General features: G+C 65.9%; 27 protein-coding genes and 1 tRNA gene. 14 read left to right on the forward strand and 14 right to left on the reverse strand.

Features of this window, described 5'->3' with window-relative positions; genetic code table 11:
• The 3 genes from Q8M13_RS19965 to Q8M13_RS19975 form a co-directional block, all read left to right on the forward strand.
• Positions 1-457 (forward strand): sigma-70 family RNA polymerase sigma factor (locus Q8M13_RS19965; RefSeq protein ID WP_305301989.1); only part of this gene is annotated, 457 nt, incomplete at its 5' end.
• A 97-nt stretch (positions 458-554) separates the two neighbouring features.
• Positions 555-2,171, forward strand: a complete 1,617-nt coding sequence (locus tag Q8M13_RS19970; protein WP_305301991.1) for a M28 family metallopeptidase — start codon at positions 555-557, stop codon at positions 2,169-2,171.
• A gap of 74 nt (positions 2,172-2,245) precedes the next feature.
• Positions 2,246-3,133, forward strand: a complete 888-nt coding sequence (locus Q8M13_RS19975; protein ID WP_305301993.1) for a hypothetical protein — start codon at positions 2,246-2,248, stop codon at positions 3,131-3,133.
• Positions 3,134-3,187: 54 nt separating this feature from the next.
• Here Q8M13_RS19975 and Q8M13_RS19980 read toward each other — a convergent pair whose 3' ends face one another.
• Complete coding sequence (locus Q8M13_RS19980) at positions 3,188-3,808, reverse strand: TIGR02466 family protein (RefSeq protein WP_305301995.1); 621 nt, start codon at positions 3,806-3,808, stop codon at positions 3,188-3,190.
• A gap of 49 nt (positions 3,809-3,857) precedes the next feature.
• Positions 3,858-4,079, reverse strand: coding sequence for a flagellar basal body rod C-terminal domain-containing protein (locus Q8M13_RS19985; RefSeq protein ID WP_305301997.1), 222 nt, complete (start codon positions 4,077-4,079; stop codon positions 3,858-3,860).
• A gap of 140 nt (positions 4,080-4,219) precedes the next feature.
• Between Q8M13_RS19985 and Q8M13_RS19990 the strand changes: the two genes are divergently transcribed.
• Positions 4,220-4,576, forward strand: a complete 357-nt coding sequence (locus Q8M13_RS19990; RefSeq protein ID WP_305301998.1) for a hypothetical protein — start codon at positions 4,220-4,222, stop codon at positions 4,574-4,576.
• Here Q8M13_RS19990 and Q8M13_RS19995 read toward each other — a convergent pair.
• Positions 4,573-5,829 carry a serine hydrolase gene (locus Q8M13_RS19995; RefSeq protein ID WP_305301999.1) on the reverse strand — a complete coding sequence of 419 codons (1,257 nt, stop codon included), beginning with the start codon at positions 5,827-5,829 and terminating at the stop codon, positions 4,573-4,575. The genes Q8M13_RS19990 and Q8M13_RS19995 overlap by 4 nt on opposite strands.
• 112 nt (positions 5,830-5,941) lie before the next feature.
• The gene (locus Q8M13_RS20000; protein ID WP_305302000.1) at positions 5,942-6,487 is read right to left on the reverse strand and encodes a YbhB/YbcL family Raf kinase inhibitor-like protein; all 546 of its coding nucleotides are present in this window, start codon (positions 6,485-6,487) and stop codon (positions 5,942-5,944) included.
• Positions 6,488-6,569: 82 nt separating this feature from the next.
• On the opposite strand from Q8M13_RS20000, the gene Q8M13_RS20005 reads away from it, so the two are divergent.
• Positions 6,570-7,448 carry an alpha/beta hydrolase gene (locus Q8M13_RS20005; protein WP_305302002.1) on the forward strand — a complete coding sequence of 293 codons (879 nt, stop codon included), beginning with the start codon at positions 6,570-6,572 and terminating at the stop codon, positions 7,446-7,448.
• 36 nt (positions 7,449-7,484) lie between these two features.
• Here Q8M13_RS20005 and Q8M13_RS20010 read toward each other — a convergent pair whose 3' ends face one another.
• Positions 7,485-8,189: a hypothetical protein gene (locus Q8M13_RS20010; RefSeq protein ID WP_305302004.1), complete on the reverse strand. Its 705-nt coding sequence runs from the start codon at positions 8,187-8,189 to the stop codon at positions 7,485-7,487.
• Between the two features lie 389 nt (positions 8,190-8,578).
• On the opposite strand from Q8M13_RS20010, the gene Q8M13_RS20015 reads away from it, so the two are divergent.
• The 3 genes from Q8M13_RS20015 to Q8M13_RS20025 all read left to right on the forward strand — a co-directional run bounded on the left by Q8M13_RS20015 (position 8,579) and on the right by Q8M13_RS20025 (position 12,616).
• A complete protein-coding gene (locus tag Q8M13_RS20015) occupies positions 8,579-11,509 on the forward strand; it encodes a TonB-dependent siderophore receptor (RefSeq protein ID WP_305302005.1) in 2,931 nt (976 codons plus the stop codon).
• 295 nt (positions 11,510-11,804) lie between these two features.
• Entirely contained in the window at positions 11,805-12,161 is a 357-nt protein-coding gene (panD, locus tag Q8M13_RS20020) for an aspartate 1-decarboxylase (RefSeq protein WP_305302006.1), read from the forward strand.
• Positions 12,161-12,616 (forward strand): hypothetical protein, encoded by a 456-nt coding sequence (locus Q8M13_RS20025; RefSeq protein WP_305302007.1) that lies wholly within the window; start codon positions 12,161-12,163, stop codon positions 12,614-12,616. The genes panD and Q8M13_RS20025 overlap by 1 nt, the downstream gene beginning before the upstream one ends.
• A 39-nt stretch (positions 12,617-12,655) precedes the next feature.
• On the opposite strand, the gene Q8M13_RS20030 is transcribed toward Q8M13_RS20025, so the two are convergent.
• Positions 12,656-13,396, reverse strand: a complete 741-nt coding sequence (locus Q8M13_RS20030; protein ID WP_305302008.1) for an SIMPL domain-containing protein — start codon at positions 13,394-13,396, stop codon at positions 12,656-12,658.
• Positions 13,397-13,533: 137 nt separating this feature from the next.
• Here Q8M13_RS20030 and Q8M13_RS20035 point away from each other — a divergent pair.
• Positions 13,534-13,609 (forward strand) — tRNA-Ile (locus Q8M13_RS20035).
• 138 nt (positions 13,610-13,747) lie between these two features.
• Entirely contained in the window at positions 13,748-14,509 is a 762-nt protein-coding gene (locus Q8M13_RS20040) for an NTP transferase domain-containing protein (RefSeq protein WP_305302009.1), read from the forward strand.
• Here the strand turns inward: Q8M13_RS20040 and Q8M13_RS20045 are convergent.
• Genes Q8M13_RS20045 through Q8M13_RS20065 form a run of 5 tightly spaced genes read right to left on the reverse strand, consistent with a single transcriptional unit; the run spans position 14,506 to position 19,138 of the window.
• The gene (locus Q8M13_RS20045; RefSeq protein ID WP_305302010.1) at positions 14,506-15,267 is read right to left on the reverse strand and encodes a nucleotidyltransferase family protein; all 762 of its coding nucleotides are present in this window, start codon (positions 15,265-15,267) and stop codon (positions 14,506-14,508) included. The genes Q8M13_RS20040 and Q8M13_RS20045 overlap by 4 nt on opposite strands.
• Positions 15,264-16,415, reverse strand: coding sequence for a dATP pyrophosphohydrolase (locus tag Q8M13_RS20050; protein WP_370870120.1), 1,152 nt, complete (start codon positions 16,413-16,415; stop codon positions 15,264-15,266). Before Q8M13_RS20050 ends, Q8M13_RS20045 begins: the two co-directional genes overlap by 4 nt.
• 4 nt (positions 16,416-16,419) lie before the next feature.
• Complete coding sequence (locus Q8M13_RS20055; protein ID WP_305302011.1) at positions 16,420-17,478, reverse strand: LptF/LptG family permease; 1,059 nt, start codon at positions 17,476-17,478, stop codon at positions 16,420-16,422.
• Positions 17,475-18,680: an LptF/LptG family permease gene (locus Q8M13_RS20060; RefSeq protein ID WP_305302013.1), complete on the reverse strand. Its 1,206-nt coding sequence runs from the start codon at positions 18,678-18,680 to the stop codon at positions 17,475-17,477. Before Q8M13_RS20060 ends, Q8M13_RS20055 begins: the two co-directional genes overlap by 4 nt.
• A 20-nt stretch (positions 18,681-18,700) precedes the next feature.
• Positions 18,701-19,138, reverse strand: coding sequence for an HIT family protein (locus tag Q8M13_RS20065; protein ID WP_305302014.1), 438 nt, complete (start codon positions 19,136-19,138; stop codon positions 18,701-18,703).
• 62 nt (positions 19,139-19,200) lie between these two features.
• Here Q8M13_RS20065 and Q8M13_RS20070 point away from each other — a divergent pair, with 62 nt between their 5' ends.
• Complete coding sequence (locus Q8M13_RS20070) at positions 19,201-19,671, forward strand: DUF2141 domain-containing protein (protein WP_305302015.1); 471 nt, start codon at positions 19,201-19,203, stop codon at positions 19,669-19,671.
• Here the strand turns inward: Q8M13_RS20070 and Q8M13_RS20075 are convergent.
• Positions 19,662-20,555: a metallophosphoesterase gene (locus tag Q8M13_RS20075; RefSeq protein WP_305302017.1), complete on the reverse strand. Its 894-nt coding sequence runs from the start codon at positions 20,553-20,555 to the stop codon at positions 19,662-19,664. The genes Q8M13_RS20070 and Q8M13_RS20075 overlap by 10 nt on opposite strands.
• Before the next feature lie 155 nt (positions 20,556-20,710).
• On the opposite strand from Q8M13_RS20075, the gene Q8M13_RS20080 reads away from it, so the two are divergent.
• The 3 genes from Q8M13_RS20080 to Q8M13_RS20090 are packed head-to-tail and all read left to right on the forward strand — an operon-like array spanning position 20,711 to position 23,597.
• Positions 20,711-21,772 (forward strand): CDP-alcohol phosphatidyltransferase family protein, encoded by a 1,062-nt coding sequence (locus Q8M13_RS20080; RefSeq protein WP_370870126.1) that lies wholly within the window; start codon positions 20,711-20,713, stop codon positions 21,770-21,772.
• Positions 21,757-22,686, forward strand: a complete 930-nt coding sequence (locus Q8M13_RS20085) for a diacylglycerol kinase family protein (protein WP_305302019.1) — start codon at positions 21,757-21,759, stop codon at positions 22,684-22,686. The genes Q8M13_RS20080 and Q8M13_RS20085 overlap by 16 nt, the downstream gene beginning before the upstream one ends.
• On the forward strand, positions 22,683-23,597 hold the full coding sequence (locus Q8M13_RS20090; protein ID WP_305302020.1) for a hypothetical protein: 915 nt from the start codon (positions 22,683-22,685) through the stop codon (positions 23,595-23,597). The genes Q8M13_RS20085 and Q8M13_RS20090 overlap by 4 nt, the downstream gene beginning before the upstream one ends.
• Here Q8M13_RS20090 and Q8M13_RS20095 read toward each other — a convergent pair.
• The gene (locus Q8M13_RS20095; protein WP_305302202.1) at positions 23,594-24,811 is read right to left on the reverse strand and encodes a pyridoxal phosphate-dependent aminotransferase family protein; all 1,218 of its coding nucleotides are present in this window, start codon (positions 24,809-24,811) and stop codon (positions 23,594-23,596) included. The genes Q8M13_RS20090 and Q8M13_RS20095 overlap by 4 nt on opposite strands.
• A gap of 2 nt (positions 24,812-24,813) precedes the next feature.
• Positions 24,814-25,065 carry an acyl carrier protein gene (locus Q8M13_RS20100; protein ID WP_304812317.1) on the reverse strand — a complete coding sequence of 84 codons (252 nt, stop codon included), beginning with the start codon at positions 25,063-25,065 and terminating at the stop codon, positions 24,814-24,816.
• Between the last annotated feature and the right edge of the window lies 1 nt (position 25,066).

The following is a 25,066-nucleotide window of genomic DNA, read 5'->3' on the forward strand; positions in this document are numbered from 1 at the left end:
GATCGTCCGCACCTCGCGTCAGATGCTCCACGAGATCGGCCGCGAGCCGACCCCGGAAGAGCTGGCCGAGAAGCTGGCCATGCCGCTGGAAAAGGTCCGCAAGGTCCTGAAGATCGCCAAGGAGCCGATCTCCCTCGAAACCCCGATCGGGGACGAAGAAGACAGCCATCTGGGCGATTTCATCGAGGACAAGAACGCGATCCTGCCGATCGACGCGGCCATCCAGTCGAACCTGCGCGAAACCACCACGCGCGTGCTCGCCTCGCTGACCCCGCGTGAAGAACGCGTCCTGCGGATGCGCTTCGGCATCGGCATGAACACCGACCACACCCTCGAAGAGGTCGGTCAGCAGTTCAGCGTTACGCGCGAACGGATCCGTCAGATCGAAGCTAAGGCGCTTCGTAAGCTGAAGCATCCGAGCCGCTCGTGGAAGCTGCGCAGCTTCCTCGACAGCTAACGAAGGCTCCCGGATTACGGGAATGTAACACCGGCGCCCTGGTCGCGCCGTTACGCCCTCGACTAAGGTCTCTCCAGACTTGGTCGAGGGCGTTTCTATGAGTCTTTCCACAAAACTGGCGCGGATGTTCGTCGGCGCGGCCGCTGTAGCGGTGATCGCAGGCTCGGCCTCGGCCGCCCCGGCCGCCGATGCGCGTTCGGCGGAACGTATCAAGGCTCACGTCACCTTCCTCGCCGACGACCTGCTGCAAGGCCGCGAGGCCGGCTCGCCGGGCTTTGATATCGCGGCGGCCTATGTCGCCTCGCAACTTGCGCAACTCGGCGTGAAGCCAGGGGCGGCGGGCGGTTCCTATTTCCAACCCGTGCCGATGAAGGGGTTCCGGGCTGCTGATCAGGGCAAGTTGGTTCTGAGCCACGACGGCAAGGCCACGGCCCTGGTGTTCGGCGAAGACTATGTCCCGGGACGTGATCCTCGCGCAAACGCCACCCATGTCAGCGCCCCGATGGTCTTCGTGGGCTATGGCGTGGTGGCTGACGGGTTGGACGCCTATGCCGGCTTGGATGTGAAGGGCAAGGTCGTCGTGGCGTTGTCCGGCGCCCCTGCCTCCCTGCAGACCGAAGAGCGCGCCTATTACGCCAGCGGCCGCACCAAGCGGCAGGCGGCCGAGGCGCGCGGCGCGGTCGGCTTCATCACCGTCAACACCCCCGCCGACCAGGCGCGCCGGCCGTTCGACGGCTCGGTGCGTAATTGGCAGAACTGGGGAATGACTTGGCGCGATGCGAGCGGGCAGCCCCACACGCCGGGCGGTTCGACGCCTGACCTTGGAACCATCAGCATCGACGGAGCGGCCAAGCTGTTCGCCGGCGCGCCCTCCAGCTTCGCCGAAGTCGTGAAAGCCGTCGAGGCCGGCGGCGCCAAGGGCTTCGTGCTGCCCTCGACCATCGACGTCACGCTGAACACCGAGACGAAAGACGTCGAAAGCGCCAACGTCGTCGGCGTGATCGAGGGTTCCGACCCCAAGCTCAAGAACGATGTGATCGTTCTGTCTGCTCACCTGGACCATGTAGGCGTCACCGCGCCGGTGAAGGGCGACAGCATCAACAACGGCGCCTTGGACAACGCCAGCGGCGTGGCTACGACGCTGGAGGTGGCGCGCGCCTTCGCCGAGGGCAAGCCGCCGCGCCGCACCCTGATCTTCCTGCTGAACACGGCTGAGGAAAAGGGGCTGATCGGCTCGGACTATTTCGCGCGCAATCCCACCACGACCCGGCCCATCGTCGCCAACGTCAATCTGGACATGCCGGTCCTGACCTACGACTTCACCGACGTGGTGGCGTTTGGGGCCGAGCGTTCGACGCTGGGCCCGGCGGTGAAGAGGGCGGCGGCGCGTCAGGGCGTGACGCTATCGGCCGATCCGATGCCGCAGGAGGGCCTGTTCACGCGCAGCGATCACTTCCGCTTCGTGGAGCAGGGCGTGCCCTCCGTCTTCCTGATGACTGGCTTCGCCAATGGCGGCGAGGAGGCGTTCACCAGCTTCCTGAAGGAGCACTATCACAAGCCCAGCGACGACCTGACCCAGCCGATCAACTATGCCGCCGGCGCCAAGTTCGCGGCGATCAACTACGAGATCACCCGTGAGCTGGCAGACGCCGACAAGACGCCAAGCTGGAACAAGGGCGACTTCTTCGGGACCCTGTTCGCCAAGAAGCCCTAGGTCGGCATCCAGACGGTAAGTGACAGAACGGCGTTCTTGGATCAGGCTGGGCTGTCAGGATCCAGGTGACCACCATGCTGAGGATTACTTCAATCGTCGCCGCGATGGCGTTGCTGGGCGCTTCGCCATCGGCCGCCCAGGGGCCAAAGATGAGCCAGGCCGAAGGCCTGCAACTCTTCGAGGCAGGCGGCTTCAAGATCGCCGGAGGCAAGGCGATCAATGTCTGCGGCACGCCGTCGACGCCGAAGTTCACCTTCCTCGACCTGAACGGCGACGGATCGCCTGAGGCCGTGGTCGTCGACAAGAGCGTCTCCTGCTATGGCGGGGCCGGCGAGTGGTTCACGGTCCTCGCCAAGGGGCGCGATGGTCGTTGGCGCGCGATCGCGCGGGACACGGGCGCCTTGAGCTGGGAGCCGACCCGCACCGCCGGATGGCTGGACGCGCGCGTGGTCAGCAACTGCCCCCGCATCTGGAAATACGCGGGCGACGGCTATGTGCGGCCAAACGCCTGCGCCGCCGAGCCGGCCGGCAAGGCGGTCGCGGCTGGGAGCGTCACGACAGCCGACAAGACCGCGGCCCTGCGCGCGGCTGGCTTCACCCAACGCGGTGGCAAATGGACCAGCGGGGAGGGCGAGTGTGAAGCCTATGTCGAGCCCGAGGGCGTTCGCGACCTGAACGGAGACGGCAAGCCGGAGATCATGGTCACCGAGAGCGGGACATACTGCTACGGCAATACCGGCCAGGGCTTCTACCTGATGACCAAGACCCCGGCCGGCGGTTGGCGGACGGTCTATCAAAGCCAGGGCATTCCAGAGATCCAGACCACCAAGGGCGTGGGCGGTTGGGCGGACATCGAGGTCGGCGGCCCAGGCTTCTGCTTCCCCATCGTGCGCTATGACGGCAAGACCTACGCCCTGAACCGCCAGAAGGAGTATCAGGCGGGGGCTTGCGCGCGCAGGTAGAACCTCGCCGCCGAACTCGATGTGATCAGGCTGGAGGGCTTGCGCTAGGCGCGCCTAACGCCAGGCGTAGTTGAAGCTGACCGAGATTCGCTCTTTCTTGGCGGCGTTGGCCGGGACCTCGTGGCGCAGCCAGCTTTCCCACATCAGCACCGTGCCGGGTTCGGGCTGCAGATAGATGAAGCTGCGGGCGCTTTCGCTGGCGTCGGCCTTGCGGGGCGGGGCAGCCATCATCAGCGGCAGGCGCGGGTCCTCCAGCTTCAGGGCGCTCGCGCCTGGCGGGGTCGCGACATAGACCGTGCCCGACAGCACGCTGTGCGGGTGGATATGGCCAGAGTGGGCGGCGCCGGGCTTCAGGATGTTGACCCAGAGGCTGTCGAGCTTCAGCCGGCGACGGCCGAGGTCGAGCTCGAGATCCTTGGCGTAGGCCGCCGCATGGCGATCCAGCTTGCGCTTCAGGTCGTCAAAGATGCTCGCGCGCATCGGCAGGTCGTCGAGCGAGGCGTAGGAGGTGTAGCCGCCATAGCGGTGCTCCTTGCACCAGGCGCGGCCGGCCATGTCCTCGTCGGCCAGCATCCGGCAGGCGTCTTCGAGTTCCTCGTTGAACGCGGCGAAGTCGCGCTCGCCCGCGAGGGAGGCTTCGTAGATCTGGGTGACGAATAGGGGGCGCAGCGCCATGCCTCGGCCGCTACCGGGCCTGGCGGCGCTTGTCAAAGGCTGAGACGGCCTAGGCGACGATGTCGAGCAGGTCGCCGACCATGTCCTGGGCCGTGCGGATCACAGAGGCGTTCGCCGAGAACTCATGCTTGGCGGTGATCTGTGAGACGACCTCGGCGGCCAGATCGACCTCGGCGCCCGGCGCGCCCATCTGGGCGACGCGGCTGGCCGAAGCCTCGAAGCGGCGGCTGGCCGCCAGCATTCCATATTGAGCGGTGGCGATCGGATCCATGACGGGCCCTCCTACGTTCATCATGCGCGCCTTGCGGTTAAGCTTTCGCGCAGGGGCGTGGTGAACGACACGCTAAGCATGGCTCGCCTGAAATGCGCCGTGCTGGCGGTGCTATAGTGGCCCAAACAGGAGTATTGCCGATGATACGCTCAACCCTAGTCGCTCTGATGGCGCTTGCCGGGTCAGCGGGCCTGGCGTCGGCTCAGGCCCCCCTGTCGCAAAACCCGCCCACCCAGACCGTCATTTGCCTGGATGTCAGCGGCGCGACCTTGCCAGTCTCCTGCCGGGTGCCCGCTAGCCGTCTCGATAAACGCGAGGACATCTGCATGTGTCACGCCGGGATGCGGGTCGATGTGCCGATCTGCGCGGCAGGCGAGCGCGCGCCGCCCGAGAACGTCGCCCTGAACCGCGCCCGTCGCGAGGCGGGCAGGGACGGCAGCCTCATCGGCGACCTTTTCGAAGGTCGGCCGATGTGCGTTGAAGGCCGTAACCCCTAGAGGGCCTTGCCGAGCGCCGCGTAGGTCAGCTTCTGGAACACCGGCAGCGCCGCTCGGCCGCCCATGCGCTGGCCGGTGGCCAGCTGAGACGCGGCCTCCGGTCCCAGCGGCATGGAGTTCTGGATCAGATAGATCATCACCATGTCCTCGACGGGGTCGGCCTGCCACCAGGTGCCGAAGGCTCCGGGCCAGCCGAATGAGCCCTTTGAGCCGGCGCCCATCCAGGCCTGCTTTTCGGGGTCGGTGATGACCGATGCGCCGAGGCCAAAGCCCTGGCCCAGCCAGAACGGGATGCCCATGAAAGGGATGGCCCGCTGCTCTGGGGTGAGCTGGTTGGTCAGCATCAGGTCCAAGGTCTCACGCTTCACATAGCGCACGCCGTCCAGTTCCCCGCCCGCCAGCATCATGCGCGCGAACTTCAGGTAGTCGTCGGCCGTCGAGATCAGCCCGCCGCCGCCAGCGCAGAACACTGGCGCGGCGTCGGTGTGCGGGAACGAAATGTCCTGCATCTGATCGGTCGCCGGATCGATCCGGTAGAGCTTGGCCATTCGGTCGCGCTTCTCCGGCGGGCACCAGAAGTCGGTGTCGTTCATGCCCAGCGGCTTCAGGATCCGTTCCATGATGAAGTCGCGATAGGGCAGGCCCGCGACGCGGCCGACCAGGAAGCCCAGCACATCGGTGGCGTGGCTGTAGTGGAACCGCTCGCCGGGCGGATAGGACAGAGGCAGTGAGGCCAGGCGCTTCAGCCATTCGTCGGAGGTATGGAGCACCAGCAAGGGCGAGCCCAGCACCTCCTCGTGGGCGTGGGCGATCGGCCCGACCGAGGTGAAGCCATAGGCAAGACCCGACCGGTGGGTCATCAGGTCGTTGACGGTGATGTCGCGTGGCGCGGGATAGGTTTCGTCGAGGGGGCCGGTGGCGGACTTAAGGACCTTCATGTCCTTGAATTCCGGCATCCACTTGGTGATCGGGTCGTCGAGCTTGAGCTTGCCCTCTTCCATCAGCATCAGGGCGGCGATGGAGGTGATCGGCTTTGTCATCGAGGCGATGCGGAACATCGTGTCGCGGGTCATCAGCAAGCCGCCGGCCACGTCGCGATGGCCGATGGTGTTGACCTGGGCGATCTCGCCTTTGCGCCACAGCAGGGTGACGAAGCCGGAGAGGTCGCCAGCCTCAATCACAGGTTTCAGGGCGGCTGGGATCGCCGCCAAGCCTTCGGAAGAAAAGCCGCCCAGAGCCTGATCGCCGTCCATGTTGCTTCGCCCATCCCTGCGTCGGGTCCGTCACGGCCCGACTTTGCATGAGGATATGGTCGGGCTGACGTTGGGCTCGTCAAGCGTACTTTGTCTGCGAATTGCGCGCCGCCTACTGGCTGGTCGGGGCCTGGTAGGTGGCCATCATTTCCCCTTGGGCGATGGTATGGCCCTTGAGGATATTCAGCAGTTCGGCGAGCGGAGTGTCGGGACCCACTTCGACCAGTTGATCGAGGGCGAAGACCTGGAAGTAGTAACGATGAACGCCGTGACCCTGGGGAGGGCGCGGCCCGAACCAGCCGTAGTCGCCATTGTCGTTGCGGCCTTGGATGATCGGATGGGGCGGGTCGATCTGCTGAGCCAGAGGAACCCCCTCCGGCAGGCCGCCGGCCTCGGGCGGGATGTTCCAGATCATCCAGTGGATATAGGGCTTCTCCTGCGGCGCGTCGGGGTCCTCGACGATAACGGCGTAGCTCTGGGCCCCCTCGACATCGGTCCAGATCAGCGGCGGTGAGATGTTCTCATGGTAGGCCGAGTGCCGATCGCCCAGCCGGCCATCGGGCTCCTGCGATGGGGACATGACGACGATCCCGCTCTCATTGCGGGGCTCGACCTTGAAAATGGAGATGGTTTCGCCGGAGTGGGCCGGGGTGCTCATGGAGTCGTCTCCTGTGAACGACGACAACTTGTTTCAACCGGGCTTGGTTGCGCGCCTGGCCAATTGCCCCTAGCTCAAGATTATGTCCTGGCTGAATGGCAATCTGGCTCGCCTGTTGCGTCCGCTGGCCGTTGCGGCCCTGGCGATGTCGGCGGCCGCCTGCACGCCGCTGGGGGTTTTCGCGACCTTCACGTCCCGCGATCCGGCCCTGCGCGCGGCCGTCGATCAATCATATGGCGACCAGCCCCGCCAGACGCTCGACGTCTACGCGCCGCGTCAGATGACCGCCGCGCAACCGGTCGCCGTCTTCCTCTATGGCGGTGGTTGGGAGAAGGGGCGCAAGTGGGACTATGGCTGGGTGGCCCAAGCCCTGGCGGCGAGGGGTTTCATCGTCGTCCTGCCGGACTATCGGCTCTATCCCGACGTCCGCTTCCCAGCCTTCTTGAGGGACAACGCCAAGGCGGTCCGTTGGGCGGTGGATCATGCGGGAGCCTATGGGGGCGATCCCAGCCGCATCGTGCTGCTCGGGCACTCCGCCGGCGCCTACAACGCCGTGATGCTCGGCCTCGACCCCAGCTATCTGAAGGCCGCGGGCGTTGATCCGTCCCATATCCGCGCGGTGGCCGGTATCGCCGGCCCCTACGACTTCCTGCCGCTGACGTCCGAGATGGACCGGGTGTTCGGCCAGGCTCCGGACATCACCAAGACCCAGCCGCTGCACTTCGTGCGCCCCGGCGTGCCGCCGATGTTGCTGGTAACCGGCGACGCCGATGCGGTGGTGGAGCCCTTGAACACCACGGTCCTGGCCGCGGCCCTGCGCTCGGCCGGCGCGCCGGTGCAGGAGGAGCATTATCCTGGCATCGGCCACAACGAGATCATGGCCGCCATGTCGCGCCCCTTCCGTGACCGCGCCTCGGTCCTGAACGACATCACCGAATTCCTCAGGCGCGAAACCGACTGATCGTCACCAAGAGGGTTGGCGCAAGGTCACGCCGCTTCAGCCGTTGGGGGCGGCTCGGAAGGTGTAGGGGCCGGTGTGGCCGAGCGATTCATCGAACGTGACCCAGATTTCGCCGCCCAGAGCGCGCCAGCGTTGGCAGAAGGAAAAGTCCTCGCCCATCATGACGCCGTTCGGATTGGGCAGCGCCTCGAAGCACTGGAAGACTTCTTCGAGTCCCTCCTGTCCGTAGTAGCTGCCGGCGGCCTCGCAGTTCAGTTCGGGGTGCGCGGCCTTGAGCTTCTCCAGGACCTCGCGCTTGATCAGCATCAGCCCTGTGGGGGCGAAGGTTGCGCGGTAGAACTCGTTGCGCTCCACCCGCGGCTCTTCCAATTCGATGGGGAAGTTGAGGGCGGCCGCGAAGGCTACGTTGGGGTTGGCGTACCGTTGGGCCGCGGCGTGGAACGCCGGGATGTTGAGTGAGCGCATCGGATAGGCGGCGGCCACCAGCGGCTGGTCGAACTCCAGCATCCGCTGGATCAGGCTGACGTCGAATTCGACATCGGCGTCGATGAAGAGGAGGTGGGTGTAGTCGCCCGCCAGGGTGGCGCTCGCGAGGTAGTTGCGGGCCCAGGTGATCATGACCGCCTTGGTGGTTTCCCAACTCAGCTCCGGTCCATAGGCCTGGAACAGGCTCAGCAGAGAACGCGTGTATTGGCCGGTGACCTGGCCGTTATAGGTCGGGGTGCCCACGAGGATCTTCATCGGGGGCGTGTAACACGACCGGCCGCTGGGCTGGAACATGGCGCCGTCATTTGCACGCGGCCAAGATCGCGCGCGCGTCACTGGACGAACGTGGTTACATATCGACGATACGTTTCATTGGTGGGGGTATCCCCTGTGAGGCGTTGTGACGCATGACTGTTGCATGGATAACGCATCATGCGGGCAATCAGTGATTGCATGGCCTCAAGTACCGGCAAATCCCACCCTGGCGTTTGCATGCGTAACGGCCGCGTGACAGTTACGTTACGCCGTTGTCATGGATGGAATCGCTTCTAGCGACCTTCGCCAGGAGCCGGCAGGCGGCTTGGATTTCCCACCCGGCGCGTCTGATCAAACCGTTGAGGCCGGGGGGCCATATGAAGATTGACATGAAAAACACTCTCCGCACCCTGCTGCTTGGGTCAGTGGCGGCGGCCAGCGTGGCCGCGCCTTCCTTCGTCTATGCCCAAGAGGTCGATGTCGAAGAACTGGTCGTCACCGGTTCGCGCATTCGTCGCGACACCTTCACGGCCCCGGTCCCCGTTTCCGTGCTGAGCAGCGAGCAGATCCGCGCTTCCGGCAACGTGTCGCTGGCCGAAGCCATGCTCGAAATTCCGACGATCAGCGCCAACACCAATAGCCAGAACTCTTCCAGCACGCTGTTCCTGGCCGGTCAGGCCCGCGCCGACATCCGCGGCCTGGGCGCCGAGCGCACCCTGGTGCTGATGGACGGCCGCCGCATCGTGTTCTCCGACGCCTCGTCGCCGGGCGTCGACCTCAACATGATCCCGTCGCTGATGGTTGACCGCATCGAGACCGTCGCGGGCGGCGCCTCGGCCGTCTATGGCTCGGAAGCCATCGCCGGTGTCGTCAACATCATCATGAAGAAGGAATTCGACGGGCTCGAATTCGACGTTCAGACCGGCCTGTCGCAAGAAGGCGACGGCGCTGAGTTCCGCATCGGCGCCCTGTACGGCACCAAGCTGCTCGACGATCGCCTGAACCTGCTGGTCGGCGGTGAAGTGTCCCGCCAAGAGCCGGTGATGCAGCGCGACCGCGACTGGGCCTTCCCGGGCATCCGTCGTGACAACCGCAAGTCGCCGCAGCCGATCATCCCGAACAGCCGCTCGAACAGCTCGCCCTTCGCGACGTTCCAGCTGACGACCGGTCCGCTCGGCACCGCTCGCGCCGTCGCCATCGACGCCCGCAACCCCAGCCAGATCGTTCGTCTGAGCAACGCGTGTTCGACGCCGACCGTCCAGGCTGACTGCCAGGACGAAGCGCTGATCTACTCGAACAGCTACCTGGCCCTGCAGGCCAAGTCGTCGCGCGGCACCTTCCGGACCTTCGCCGACTACCAGCTGACCGATAACATCAAGGTCTTCGGCGACGTTCTCTACTCGCGCGTCGACGGCTACGGCTACTTCCAGCCCGCCTTCACCACTGCGCTCGGCAGCGGCACGCTGCCGTTGCCCTTCCGCGGCGACAACGCCTTCCTGCAAGGCACCTCGCAAGCGGCCTCGCAGCTGCGCGCCGAATGGCTCGCGGCCGGCAAGACCTTCACCCAAGGTTCGTCGGCCAACGTCGGCAAGTTCTTCAATGAATTCGGCGGCCGCGATGTGAAGACCGAGCGCGAGACCCTGCGTCTCGTCGGCGGCATGCAAGGCGACTTCGAAGCCTTCGAACGCAAATTCAACTGGGATTGGTACGCTCAGTACGGCGAGACCAACGGCACGACCACGTCGTACAACCAACCGAACCTGAACCGCATCAAGCAGGCGACCGACGCCGTGCTCGTGAACGGCCAGATCGTTTGCCGCGACGTGAACGCCCGCGCCAACGGTTGCGTGCCGTGGAACCTCGTCGACGGTCCGAACCAAGCGGCCGTGGCCTGGGCCAACGCCAACTCGACCACCGACCAGGAAGTCAAGGAAACGGTCGTCGCGGCCAACATCACCAGCGACCTGTTCGAACTGCCGGCCGGCCCCGTCGGCGTGGCGATCGGCGGCGAATATCGCAAGGAAGAGAGCTTCTTCGCTCAGGACGAACTCGGCGCTTCCGGCGCGCTCTACATCAACCCGATCGGCACCCGTCAGGGCGAGTACGACGTGGTTGAAGGTTATGGCGAAGTCCGCCTGCCGCTGCTGAAGGACGTTCCGTTCGCCAAGGAACTGTCGGTCGAACTGGCCGGCCGTCTGGCCGACTACTCCTCGATCGGCCGCACCGAACAGTACCGCGTGCTGATCGAGTGGGCTCCGGTGGAAGACATCCGCTTCCGCGCCAGCCAAGGCACCGCGGTTCGCGCCCCGAACATCGTCGAACTCTACGCGCCGCAAAGCCGTAACTTCAACAGCACCGCGCAAGACCCCTGCGACAGCGCGAACTTCGCGGCGGCCACGGCCGACCAGAAAGCCGCCCGTCGCGTCACCTGCGCCGCGGCGATCGCCAACTACGATCCGGCCACCTTCCAGTCGAACTTCGGCACCGGTCGCTCGTCGCTGGCCCTGCTGCAGGGCGGCAACCCGGACCTCGGCCCGGAAGAAGCTGACACCTACAACCTGGGCGTCGTGATCCAACCGCGTTGGATCCCGAACCTCCAGATGTCGCTCGACTTCTTCAAGTACAACCTGTCGAATCAAATCGACACTGTGCCGGTCAACACGCTGCTGACCGACCTGTGCTACGACTCGTCGGCGGCCTACGCCTCCAACCCGTTCTGCGCCCAGATCAAGCGTGACCCGACGGGCGCGAACGGTGGCGGCATCCCCGGCGGCGTGAGCGAAATCATCCTGCTCGACCAGAATGTCGCCAAGGTGAAGGTTGAAGGCTACGACGCCTCGATCCAGTACGGCTTCCGCTCGGCCGAGATGTTCAACCGCGACTTCGGTGACTTCGCTTTCCGCGTCGACGCCACCTGGATGTACCGTTGGGCCCTGCAGGGCCTGCCGGGTGAAGACTACACCCAGCTCGCCAACACCATCACCAACGCGACCCCGGAGTGGAAGGGCCAGGCTTCGGTCCAGTGGAACTTCCAGAACGTCGGCGTGACCTGGACCACCCACTATATCGGCTCGATGATCTCGACGACGTCCTTCCAGCCGTCGGCTCTCGATCCCTTCTATACGGGTGACTACTACCTCCACGATCTGCGCGTTCGCTACGAACTCAACGATCAGGTCGTCCTGCGCGGCGGCATCCAGAACCTGACCGACGAGACGCCTCCGTACCTGCCGGAAACCTACACCGGCACCAGCGTTGGTTCGTCGAGCTTCGACAACCGTGGTCGCTTCTTCTTCGTCGGCGCGACCCTGCGTTACTAAGACTTCGGGCGTCCTTCGCCCCAGGTTCAAGGATGGCCGTCGACGCACCCGCGTCGGCGGCCATTTCTTTTGGGCGCTTTCAGCGGCCCACGAGATTGTCAGATTGGGCCGGCGGCCCGCTATCCCTCTCAAAAATATGAGGTCTTGAACGCTACCTCGGCAGCGGCTCGGCGCGACATATTGACGTTACGTCAATCGCGCTGCGGTGCGGCAATTGTGCGGGGGGCGGTTCGAGGTTATATCCGACGGCCCCCGGTTTTCGGGGTTTTGTGCATCGCACTTAGAAGGACCGCCCATGCTGGTGACCCTGATGAAGGCCAAGCTGCATCGCGCAACGGTGACGCAGGCCGATCTCGAATATGAAGGCTCGATCGCGATTGATCGCGACCTGCTGGACGCTTCGGGCATCCTTCCGCACGAACAGGTCGACGTGCTGAACATCACCACCGGCGCGCGCTTCACCACCTACGCCATTGAAGCGCCCCGTGGCTCCAAGGTCATCGGCGTCAACGGCGCGGCTGCTCGCCTCGTCCAAAAGGGCGACAAGGTCATTGTCGTGACCTACGGCATGCTGCCGGAGGAAGAAGCCCGCAATTATTCGCCGAATGTCGTCCTGCTGGACGATGGCAACCACGTAAAGCACGCGGCCTGATGATCCGCGCCGTCGCCATCGGTGTGTTGGCGGCGACCCTGTCGGCCTGCGCCCCAGGCGCGCCGGCGGGGGTGGATAAGGCCAAGCTCGACGACTCGGTGTCGCGCGCCATTGGCGATCCCGGCACCTGCGTTCTGATCGGGGATGGCGGCAAGGTCGTCTATCGCTACGGCACCAACGTCATTTGCGGCCGCAAGCTGCCGACGTGCGAAGGGCAGGGCGTCCAGACGCTTTCCGACCTGTTGGCGGTGGCGCCGACCTCGGGACTGCCGAAAACTGCAAGCTGCCGCAGCAATCCCGAAGGCACCCGTATCGTGGCCTGGGCGGCTGGCCCCATTGAGGGCTCCAGCCTGGTCTTCGCCGCGGTGATGGAGGGCAATGAGGTGCCGCCTGGCGTGATCATCGCCGACAAGCTCAAGACCGCCTTCGCCCGCGCTGGCGTCGGCGCGAAGTAGCCCTCCTCCCACGGGGGGAGAAGGGCCGGCGCATAGCGCCTATTTCGTCAGTTCATAGAGACCGTTGATGTCGATGCGAACGCTCAGTTCGCCGGCCGACACTGGCACGCTGTCTCCGGCCTTCTCCATGCGGGCGTAGGCCATCATCGGCACGGGCGGGGGACCGCCCGAATAGCCGCCGCTTTCGCTCAGAGTCACCAGGCGCCCGACGCGGTGGCCGGTAGCCTTGGCGTAGAGATCCGCCTTCGCGGCCAGAGCCTTCACGGCGGCGTGACGGGCTGCGTCCTCAGCGGCGCTCGGGTCCTTGAGGCCGAAGGAGATGCCGTTCACCTGGTTGGCGCCGGCCTTCACCGTGGCGTCGACCGCCTGGCCCAGTTTGTTCAGGTCATTGACGGTGATCGTCACCTGGTTGGACGCCTGGTAGCCGCGCAGCTTCGGCGGTTCGTTCTGCACGTAGTCGTACTGCGGGCTGAGGTTCAGGCCCGAGGTTTGGATTTCCTTGTCGGCGATGCCGGCCTTACGCAGCGCCGCGATCATCGAGGTCATCTGCACGTTGTTGGCGGTGAGGGCGGCCGCGGCGGTAGGAGCCTCGGTCTGCACGCCCAGATTGATCGTCGCCTTGTCCGGCGCGATCCGCGTCTCGCCATAGGCCGAGAGGTTGAGGGTCGTGGCTTTGAACATCGAATCTGCCGAAGGCGGAGGGGTCTGGGCGAAAGCGGCGGGCGCGGCGGCGGTCGCAAGAAGAAGGGCCATAGCGCCGGCGCGAACGAGGGTTTTCATCAGGATCTCCAAAATCACCCGTTTTCCGGGCGTCCCATGCATCGGATGATGAACGGAGTTGTCCTTCTGACAAAGCGAAGCTGAACGGCAGCTTTAAGGCGCGTGCAGGTCGTGGTAACCCGCACTGGCTGCTGCAGGGGCCTGTAGCTCAATGGTTAGAGCCGACCGCTCATAACGGTCTGGTTGTAGGTTCGAGTCCTACCGGGCCCACCAGCAGCCTCACCTGCCTTGGCCGCGACATCTTCGACGTCGGCATTGTGTGTGTGGCGATAGCGCCTAGGTGCGTCGTGCGACAGCGACTGATACACGGGGCGAGAGCGTCCCCGGGCGCCGAGGAATCAAGAAGCGACTATGTCCAAGATGAATATCGGCAAGGCCATCATCCTGAGCGCAGGCCAGGGCCGGCGTCTTTCGCCCCTGACCGACACGCGGCCGAAATGCCTGATCGAACTGTCGGGCAAGAGCGTGTTGCACTGGCAACTGCTGCACCTGAAGGCGGCCGGTCTGAAGGAAGTCGTGGTGGTGACCGGGTTCGGCGCCGACGCCGTTGAGGACGAGATCGCCACGCTGGCCCTGCCGGACCTGAAGGTCCGCACGCTGTTCAACCCGTTCTATGGGCTGACCGACAATCTGGCGACTTGCTGGCTGGCGCGCGAGGAGATGAAGGGCGCATTCCTGCTGCTCAACGGCGACACCCTGTTCGAGCCGGCCATCGCCTCGCGCTTGCTGGACGCGGCTGAATCGGCGGTCACGGTGACCGTCGACCGCAAGTGCAGTTACGACGCCGACGACATGAAGGTGCTGACCGAGGGATCCCGGCTGCGGTCGATCGGCAAGACCATCACCGAATTCGATGCTGAATCGATCGGCTTCCTGCGCTTTTCGCCGGAAGGCGCGGCGGCGTTCGTGCGTACGGTCGAGCAGATCATGCGCTCGCCCGAAGGCCTGAAGCGCTGGTACCTCAGCGTGATCAACGAAATGGCTCAAGGCGGCGACGAAGTGTCGGTGGTCTCCATCCAGGGGCTGGACTGGGCCGAGATGGATTTCCCAGAGGACGTAGCGCGCAATCTCGAACTGACCGAGAGCTGGTCGCGCCAGCCGGTCGCCGTCTAGGCTTCGACCAAGCGACGCACGAGGTCCAGGTCGGCGGGCTTGTCCACGTCGACGGCCGCCAGGCCGTAAGGCGTGCGGACGGCGGCCGCCTCGACACCAGCCTTTCGACCCAAGCGCCGGACAGCCTCGTCCAGCGTCAGGCGGCCTAGCAAGTAACCAACCAGCATCCCCGGACCCAGCATGGCCGCGATCTTCCAGGGCTGCTTGCGGTGCGCCTCCACCTGCCGCCAGAGATCAATGACCCTCAGGGCGCGCTCGTTGCGCAGATAGAACAGGTTGCAGCCGGAATATCGGCCGTCCCGGAACTTCATGTAACTGCGGATCGTGTCCGGCGCCGCGGCGCGGACCGCCGCCTCCGGCGCCAGCAGGGCTGCGACGTCGGCGCCCGCTGGAATGTCGGCCAGGAATTGCTGCACCCACTCTGGCTGCAGCAGCGCGTGATCCACCGTGGTGACCAACACTGGCAGTCCAAGCGCGCGCGCGCCTTGCCCGACGCTCAGACTTGGGCTCGTGGACGCCGGCAGGGCTTCCAGATGCGTCTTGGTCTTGAGGCTCCCCAGGGCCGTGATGACGCCCCCATCCGAGGTCGAGACGCCGATGTGGCTCGCCCCGGCGGCGTCGAGCGCCCTGATCACCCGCTCCAGCAGGGTCTGGCCGCCAAGCTGGATCAGGCCCTTGTGGGATACGTCGGCATAGGCTGACAGCGCGTCGGGTTCGCCGCGCGAACCGGCCAGGACCAGGGCGGTAAATGGGGTCAAGCCAGCGCCTTCTGGTAGATGCGATAGGTCTTGTAGACCCGCGCGCCGGCCCGCTCGCAGATGTTCCGCATGGCCACGTTGTCCTCGAGAATCCAGGACATTTCGCACCATTCGTAACTCAGAGCCCGGGCCTGGGTCGCGGCGGCGTCGATCAACTGGAAGGGCAGAACCTGGCCGCGGTGTGTGCTGGCGAACTTCCGCTTCACGCCCATCAAAGGCACGCGGATCGATTTCACCCGGGCCACCTTCAACCGCCAGAGCAGTTTGGCCCAGCCGAACGGGGCCAGCTTGCCGCCGAGATCGGCGATGGCCTCGTTCAGGTTGGGCAGCGCCGCGACGAAGCCCGCCGTCTCTCCGTCGATCTCCGCGAACCACACCATGCGATGGTCGATCACCGCCCGCAGGGACTTGGCAAGTTGACGGGTCTCAGCCTCGGTGGTGGGGGTGAAGCCCCAGTTGCCGCTCCATGCGTCGTTGAGGATGTCGGTCAGGGCCGCGACTTCGGCGTCGTACCGCTTCATGTCGAGCATCCGCAGGGTGACCCCCGGCGCCGGCCCTCTTCGCACACGACGCAGCACGGCCGGGGGCATGTCGTCGCTCATCTTGGAGAGATAGGCGTAGACGTCCTTGGCCTTGGCGTAGCCCTGGGCTTCGATCTGGCGGCTGACATAGGCTGGGTCGTGACCCATCATCACCATGGGCGGGGTGTCAAACCCGTCGACCAGCAGTCCGACCTCCTCGTTGATCGAGAGGTTGAATGGACCCAGCGCGGTGACGCAGCCGCGGGCCTTCAACCAGGCCTCCGCAGTCGCCAGCAGGGCGGCGAACACCTCGGTGTCATCCTCGGCCGCGATCATTCCGAAATTGCCGGCCGGCGCCTGCGGATCGGTCGGCGACAGGGCGTCGATCTGGGCGCTGATCCGGCCGACGTCGCGTCCATCGCGGCTGGCGATCCAGAACTGCACCTCGGCATGCTCGAAGAACGGATTGGACTTCGGACTCAAGGCGGCCTGACGCTCGCTGATCAGCGGCGAGATCCAGGCCGGATCGGCGGCGTTCAGCGTCATCGGCAGGCGGATGAACCGCGCCATCTGCGCCTTCGACGTGACCTCGGTAATGCTTAGGGGGCTGCGGGGGCCAGAACTCAAGGCCTCATCCCTCCATCCTGAGCAGGACTGTCGTTGCGAGTGCGGCGAAGACCAGAGGCGCGGTCCAAGCGGCCAGCACCGGCGATAGCGCCGCCCCTTCGCCGAGTGCGTTCAACAGCCCGTCAGTCACCAGGAACAGCAACCCGGCGCCGACGCTCGCGGCGGTCAGCACGGCGCCTTCGCGATTGCGGAAGTTGCCAAGCGCCACCGGCGCCGAGAGCAGCAGCATGACCATGATGCCGACCGGTCCAGCAAACGCCTGCTGGAGCCGTACGGCGTAGTAGCTGGCCGGACGCTCCGAGCCGCCGCCCTTCAGGGCGCGTCGCGCGCTGGCGGCGTTAGGGGTCTGTTGCGGCGACAGCAAGACCTGCACGTCGGCCGGCTGCAGGCTGGTGTTCCACATCAACTCGGCGGCGGTCGAGCGCATGGCCTCGTCCTGCGTGAAGCGGACCATTTTTGGGTCATGCAGTTTCCAGCCGCCTTCGCCATAGGTCGCCAGGGGCGCTTCGATACGTTCGGCCACCGCGCCGGCTGGATTGCGGCGGTAGATCTTTATGTCAGTGAGACGCGCGCCGGCGACGTCGCCGGGCTGGGCCACGACGATGTCCGCGCCGGAGCGGAACGGGCGGGGGCCGGGTACTGCGTCGCTCTTTGGCGCGGTGTCGCTCCACCAGGCTTCAAGGATCGGGTCGGTCCGCGGCGCGATCACCTCGACAGTGACGTAGTCGACCAACATCACCAGAAGGGCGGCGGGCGCGGCCATGCCGATCAGGCGGTAGACCGAGACCCCGGTGGCGCGCATGGCGATCACCGCGCTTTCGCGGGCCAGCTGGGCGAAGGCGAACAGGCCGCCTGCCAGGACGCTGAGCGGCGCGACCTGCTCGATCAGGCGGGGGAACCGCAGGGCCGCATAATAGGCGACGCCGCTGACGCCGAGCCCGCGATCGAGGATTTCGGTGGTGACGTCCAGCAGGTCGAGGATCTGCAGGACGCTAAGCAGGATGGCCGCGGCGGCCAGAATGCGTAGGGCGACGGTGCGCCGGACGAACTTGGAGAGGGTCATGCCGAGGCCGCTCGCTTGACGCGGAAGGCGCCGAGCACCCGGCCGCAGCCATCGGTGATGGAGGCGATGAACAGGCTGATGGGGGTCTCGCCGGGGCGATTGCGGCTGCCGGCGAACATCCAGACGCCAAAGCCTGTGAACAGCAGCAACGGCGTGCCGATCGCGGCGAAGGCCGGCAGGCGCCCCGCCTCCGCCAGGCTTTGCCCGAGTTGCAGCGAGTGTTGGAAGGCCAGCAGCAGCAGGCCGGCGAATATGAGGCCGGGCGCGCGCCGACCGCGCTTGGCGGCCAAGCCGAGCGGGAAGGCGATCAGCGGTAGAAATGGCAGGAAGATAGCCCGCGCGAGACGGGCATAGAGTTCCGCCAGGACGGTCGCGCGCGGCAGGATGCTATTATGGGACTTCGCCCGTTCGGCCAGTTCACCGAGGGTGAGTTCGCGTTCGTCGCCGCCGCGTGCACGGAGCAGGGCGCTGGACCCGGCGAGCGGCGCCTTGGTCGTGAAGGTCTCGAACTGCAGAATGCTGAAGTCGCCAGTCGCCGATTGGAGGATGCGACGCCCGTTTCGCAGGATCAGCGTCACGGTGGCGCCATCGTCGGCGACATGGAGGTCGGCGGACTCCGCGGTGATCACCTCCTCGCGGCCTTCAGGGTTCATCCGGCGGATGAACAGCCGTTCCAGTCTCTGACCCTTCGGGTCGGCCTGGTCGGCGGTCATGATCAGCTTGTCGTCGGTCACGAATGCGCCAGCCTGGAGCTGACCGTTCCATCCGGCCGTCGCGGCGGCATGCATGACCGCGCGATAGGCGTAGCGGCTATAGGGCTGGGCGTAGCCGAACACGATGATGCTGACGATCGCCAGCAGAATGCCCAGGCCGATGAAAGGCGCCGCCAGCCGGGTCAGGGAAAAACCGCTGGCCAGCAGGGCGTCGATTTCCGATCCGTCGCTCAGCTTGGTGATGACGATGAACAGCGCCACGAAGAACGCCACCGGCAGGGCCAAGCCGAAATAGTGCGGCACCAACTGGCCGGTGAGCTGGACGACATATCCGAAGCGGTCGCTGCTTTGCGACAACAGATCCAGCAGCCGCAGGGCGCGTTCCAGCAGCAGGGCGACCAGCGTTACGGCCAGGCAGGCCAGCATCGGACCGGTTGTCAGGCGCAGCACGTAGCGGTCGATCAGCGACAGCCCGAAACGGGGCCGCATGGGTCGTGTTCCGGCCGCGGTCACGCCGTGCGCCATTCGCGGCGCCAAGTCTGGGCCAAGGCCTCAAGCGTATCGTCGCTCAGGTCCACGGCGGTTCCGAGCGCCGGCGGACCTGGCCAACCCGCGTCAGGGAAGCTGGCGCCCGCATGGTCGCGAGCCCCGGCGTAGCGCGGGATCACATGGAAGTGGACGTCGGGATCGACCATCATCAACATCAGATAGTTGATCTTCTCGTACTTCACCTTGTCCTGCAGAAGCCGCTCGATCCCCTTGATGGCGACCTGCAGATCGGCGAAAGCCTCGGGACTGACATCGGAGAACGCTTGGACCGGCTCCTTGCATACCAAGATCAGAGACCCAAATGTGGGCTGCTTGGGACGCACGAGCACCAGCCAATGGCTGGTTTCGGCCACCATCGTCCGGGGGAAGCCGAAGTTAACGGCGGTCTGGTTACTCATGAGCAGCCTGCTTGTCTGGCGTCAGCCGCCGTGTGACGCACCATAGGGAGTCGTCGATTTTCATGAAAGTCCGAACCGGTCCGACGGCCTCGGTCTTCGCATTTCTCGCCTTGGCGGCGACGCCGGCCCTGGCGGCCGAGGAGTGCGCCGGCAAGCCGAGCGAGCATCGTCTGACCGTTAGCGTCAGCAACATCCGCTCCGCGAAGGGCGAGGTGGCGATCACCATCTATCCGGACGACGCCAAGCGGTTCCTGGCGCCGAAGGGCAAGTTGGCGCGCCAACGGGTTCCGGCCAGGACGCCGACCACGAGCACGTGCTTTTTCCTGCCGGGCCCGGGCTTCTACGCCATCGCGGTCTATCACGACATCAACGCCGATCATGACTTCAACCGGAGCCTCGTGGGCATGCCGACCGAAGGATATGGCTTCTCCAACGACGCGCCGACCACCGTCGGCCTGCCGGCGTACAACGCCGTCCGGTTCCGCGTGCCGGCCGGGGCTAGTCGGACGGCCCTGCGCATGCGCTATCCCTGAGCCGTATCGAGCAGATAGTTTCCGAGCGGTTCGAACGCGCCGGTCTCTGGCGACAGCCCGCGTGCGACGACGCGGATCTTGTGCTGGTCCGGGGCGATCTCGATAGCGTGCCACCGGGCCGGCGGGTGCTTTCCGTGACCTACCGCAGAGGCTGAAGGGACGCCCAACACCGGAATGGCGCCGCCCAGACCGGGCAGAGTGCTCACCGCGGCCTCATGGGCGTGGCCGTGCAGGATCAGTTCAGCGCCCTTCGCCTGCAGCAGGGCGCGCAGGGCAGGGGCGTCCTCCAGCGATTTGCGTTTGGAGACGATCCCGCCTGTCGGCGGGTGGTGGATCAGGAGGACGCGGAAAAGGTCTTCCTGACGCAACTGGTCCAGGACTGTCGCCAGCCGCGCCAATTGGGCATCGCCCAAACGTCCGGTCGCCAGCCAGGGAGCGGTAGGGGTCGCCGAGCAGAGATTGACCAGGGCGACCGGACCACGCCGCCGAACCCCGGGAAACGCCGTGTCGCCGGGATCTTCCAACCAGTCCCGCCAGGGCGCGAAACTGTCGGGCGCGTTCTTCGCCACGAGGGCGTCGTGGTTGCCCGGGCTGAGGGTGAGGTCGGCGGCCGGTCCCAGCGTCCGGAGCCAGGCTTGCGCGGCAGCGAACTCGCCCTCAGTCGAGAAGTTCGTCAGATCGCCGGTCAGGGCGAGATGATCAGGACCATAGGCGGCGATATCGGAGGTGAGCGCATCCAGGACTCGCGGCTGATGCTCGCGGCCCTTGCGGCGCCAAGCGATCGCGCTGAGCAGCCGCTTGGATACCAAGTCGGCAGGCGCCAGCGCGCCAGCGGGCGGCTGTAGATGCGGATCGGACAGATGGGCGAGGCGAAACGGTTGCAACGGAAGATGGTTTCTGGTCAGGCGGCGGCGAAGCTGATTATCAGTTCTCTATAATCACAGGTCGGTTGGCGGCATTGACGAAATCATCAGAAGCTACCGGCAAGGCCGGCCCCGCCGCCATCGTGGTCGGGCTCGCCGAAGGCCGCATCTGGGGGATGAGTTCGGCTGAGCGCCTACAGCGCATCTTTCGCCGGCTGGGTCTCCAGGAAAATGGCGCGACCGCATCCGCCACCCAAGCCGTGCTCGCCGTCGATGCACGCTGGGTGTTCGACGAGGCCCTGATCCGCGCCTTGGCGCAACAGCCCAACGTAATCCTGGTCGATGACGACGGCGTCCCCGCCGCGATCCACGGGCAGGGCGAGGCCATGGCTGTCGCCCTTGAGCGCCTGGCTGCAGGAGAGGATATCGCAGCGGTCGCCCCCGACTATCCCCGACTGACCGCGCTCGAGGTCGGATCGACCTACAACAGCGAGCTTCGCAAGAAGGAGCCGCCGATCCTTCGTCGTCTGACGACCGCCAATGTCCGAGAGGTCGAAAAGCGGTTGTTCCAGGGTTCCTACAAGGGCGTGACCGACCTCGTCACCAAGTACGTCTGGCCGGCGCCGGCCCGGGTGGTGACGCGCTGGTGCGCCCTGGCGGGCGTGACGCCGAACCAGGTGACCTTCGCCAGCTTCCTGCTGGTGCTTGCCGCGTTCGCGCTGTTCTGGACCGGGCACTTCGGCTGGGGCCTGGTCGCGGCCTGGGGCATGACCTTCCTGGACACAGTCGATGGGAAGCTGGCGCGCGTCACCCTGACCTCCTCGAAGATGGGCAACGTCTTCGACCATGGCATCGACCTGATCCATCCGCCGTTCTGGTGGTGGGCCTGGTTGGTCGGCGTCCAGGCGGGACCCCATCCGCTCGGCCATGCCGAACTGATCCTGGCTGTCATCGTCGGCGGCTACGTCGTTCAGCGCATGCTGGAGGGCGTGTTCCTGGGCCTGTTCAAGGTCGAGATGCACGCTTGGCGTCCGTTCGATAGTTTCTTCCGGCTGATCACCGCGCGCCGTAACCCGAACCTGATCATGCTGACCGGAGCGAGCCTGGTCGGACGGCCGGATATCGGCCTGCTGCTGGTCGCGATCTGGACGGCGCTGTCGCTGCTGGTTCACCTGGTCCAGGTGCTGCAGGGGCTCATCACGCCGCGTGGCCAGGTGACGTCGTGGCTGTCGCGCTGACCAAGGTCGGCGTGGTCCATAATCCACGGAGCCACGCCAATCGTCAGCAAGCCGCCGGAACCCGGCCAGAGGGCGTGCTCTGGGTCGAGCCGGCGACGCCGCAGGCCTTGGCCGAAGATATGCGCAGGTTCGCCGCCGACGGCGTTGGCCTGGTGGTTATCGACGGTGGAGACGGTACGGTCCGCGAGGTCCTGACCGTCCTGCCCGACGCCTATGGCGACCAGCCCCCGGTGCTGGCGATCCTGGCCTCGGGAAAGACCAACATCCTGGCCTTGGATCTTGGCGCGCGGCGCGGCTGGGATCTCGACGCGATCCTGAGCCGAGCGGCCCAGGCTCAGCCCTTCTACAAGACCCGCACGCCGCTGGAAGTCAGCTGGACGGACGCCGCGCGCCACCCCGTGCGTGGCTTCGTCTTTGGCCTGGGCGCCTTTGTTCGCGCGACCCAGATGTCCCAGTCGGTGCACAAGATGGGCGCCTATCACAGCCTGTCGGTGGCGCTGACCCTGGCGGGCGCGGCGTTCGGGACCTTGTTCGGGGGACGGCGCGACCAGTGGCGGCAGGGCGTGCGCCTGACCGGCCAGGTGGACGACCAGCCCTTGCCGATCGGCGAGCGGTTCGTGCTGATGGCGACCACGCTCAAGCGCCTGCCGTTCGGCCTCAAGCCGTTCGGCCCGCCTACGGACACCATGAAGGTGCTGGACGTCGATAGCCCTCCGCGGCTGCTGCTCGCCGCGCTTCCGACCTTGCTGGCCGGACGTGCTGCGCCCTGGCTCGGCCGCAACGGTTATCGCCGGCAGGAGGCCGAGCGGCTGACCGTCTCGGTCCCCGAGGCCGTGATCGTCGATGGCGAGGTGTTTCCTGGCGGCGAGCTTCTCGTTCGTCGGGGCGCGCCGATGCGGTTCCTCGCGCCATGACGAGCCTCGACGCCCTGGTCACCGCCGAACTGGACGCGGTTCCACCCGCCCACGCCGCGGCGATGGGCGCTGATCTGACGCGGCGGTTCGCGAATTCGGGCGCGGTCTTGTTCTACGGCTCAGTGCTGCGTACCGGCGATGTCGAGGGCGTGATGGACTTCTACGTCCTGAGGACGGCGCCGCGTCCGGGGCTGCGCGGGCTGGCCGGCCGGGTGCTCTGGCCCGACGTCAGCTATCACGAGTTCGAGGCCGATGGCCGGGTCTACCGCGCCAAGGTCGCCTCGATGACGGTGGCGCAGTTCAGCCGAGCGGTGACGGGCAAGGGCCTGGACACCACCATCTGGACTCGCTTCGTCCAGCCATCCGCCCTGGTGTGGTCGCTCAATGCGGAGATAGCAGGCCAAGTGCGTCTGGCCGTGGCGCAGGCCGCAATCACCGCTGCCCGTTTCGCCGCCGTTGTGGGGCCTGCCCAAGGCGCGCCCCAGGCCTATTGGACCGCGCTGTTTCGCCAGACCTACGCCGCGGAGTTCAGGGTGGAGGCGGCGGGGCGCGAGGCGCAGATCATCGCCAATGCGCCAGAACGCTATGACGCCATCCTGCCGGCCGCCTGGGAGGCGGGAGATGTCCCCTATGAAAGCGGTGACGGCCAATTTCGCCCAATGCTCGGCGAGGTCGAGCGTACGCGCGTGCTGCGCGCCTGGCGGTTGCGGCGCACGCTAGGCAAGCCGCTGAACTTGGCGCGGCTGGTCAAGGCGGCCTTCACTTTCGAAGGCGCCGGGCGTTATGCGGCGTGGAAGATCGAGCGGCACACGGGCGTGGCGATAACCGTTACGCCCTGGCGGGAACGCCACTTGATCCTGGCGTCCCCCGGGGTGTTCTGGCAGCTCTGGAAGGCTAGGCGTAGGGCCTAGGCCAAGGCGCGCTTGGGTTCGTCCTTCAGCAGGCCGAATTCGCGTGAGACCTTTTCCATAACTTCGAGCACGCGTTCGATCTGCTCGGGCGTGTGCGCGGCGCTGACGCTGCTGCGAAGCAGTGGGCGGTTGTCAGGCGTGGCCGGCGGCAGGGCGAGGTTCAGATAGACCCCGTTCTGCAGCAAGGTGTTCCACATGCCGATGGCCACGGCCTGGTCGGGCATGGTGACCGCCACGATCGGGCTGCAGTTCGGGCCGGTGGCCAGGCCCAGATTGGTCAGGCCGTCATAGAGGTGCTTGGCGTTTGCGTGCAGCTTGTGACGCAGGGCAGGGGTTTCCTGGACCTTGCGAAGCGCGGTGACGGTCGAGGCGACCACCGCCGGCGGCAGCGAGGCGGTGAACATGTAGGGACGGCAGACGACGCGCATGACGTCGAAGCCTTCCATGTCGGAAACGACGAAGCCGCCGACCGAGCCCAGGCTCTTGGAGAAGGTGCCGACAATGACGTCGACATCGGCTTCAACGCCGGCCTCCTCGGCCAGGCCGCGCCCGTTGGCGCCGAGCACGCCCATCGAGTGAGCCTCGTCGACCAGCAGATAGGCGCCCATTTCGCGCTTCACCGCGACGATCTCTTTCAACGGCGCGACGTCGCCGACCATCGAATAGATGCCTTCGACCACGATCAGCTTCTCGCCGGGCGCGTCCTTCAGACGGCGCAGGCGCTTGTAGAGGTCTTCCGGATCGTTGTGGCGGAAACGGGTGACCTCAGCGTGGCCCATGCGCGCGCCGTCATAGATGCTGGCGTGGCTGTCGGCGTCGAGCAGCAGGTGGTCGTCGCGGCCGACCAGGCTGGAGAGGACTCCCAGATTGGCCTGATAGCCGGTGGTGAACACCATGGCGTGGCGGCGATTATAATAGGCCTTCAACGCCGTCTCGAGCGTGACGTGGCCGTCATAGCTGCCGTTGGCGATCCGCGAGCCGGTCGTCCCGGTGCCGCCTTCGCGCACGGCGCGGACGGAATCTTCGATGCAATCGGGATCGAAGGTCAGCCCCAGGTAGTTATTGGTGCCGAGCAGGATCGTCCTTTGCCCGTTGATGACCCCTTCGGTCGGCGAAATCACCGAGTCGAAGCGGACGCTGAACGGGTCAGCCGAAGCCTGCCGGATCGCCTGGTAGGCGTCGCGGGACGCTGCGTGTCTATCGAGCAGAGCCATGCTCAAGCCTTGTTTCGAATGTTGTCGATCAGGGACGACAGGTCGCCCACCGTTTGAACTTCGCTGAGCCGGTCGATCGGGATCGAGATGTCGAACCGATCTTCCAGTTCCATGACGATGTTCATCAGGGCGAGTGAATCGACCGCGAGATCGCGGGAAATGTCCGAGGCGGCGGTCACGTGAACGCTGCGGCCAAGAACCACCTCAGCGGCGCGCGCGACTTCGAGCACGGTTGGGTTGGTGATCAAGTCCATG

It is taken from the genome of Phenylobacterium sp., from assembly GCF_030681155.1.
Taxonomy (GTDB): Bacteria; Pseudomonadota; Alphaproteobacteria; order Caulobacterales; family Caulobacteraceae; genus Phenylobacterium.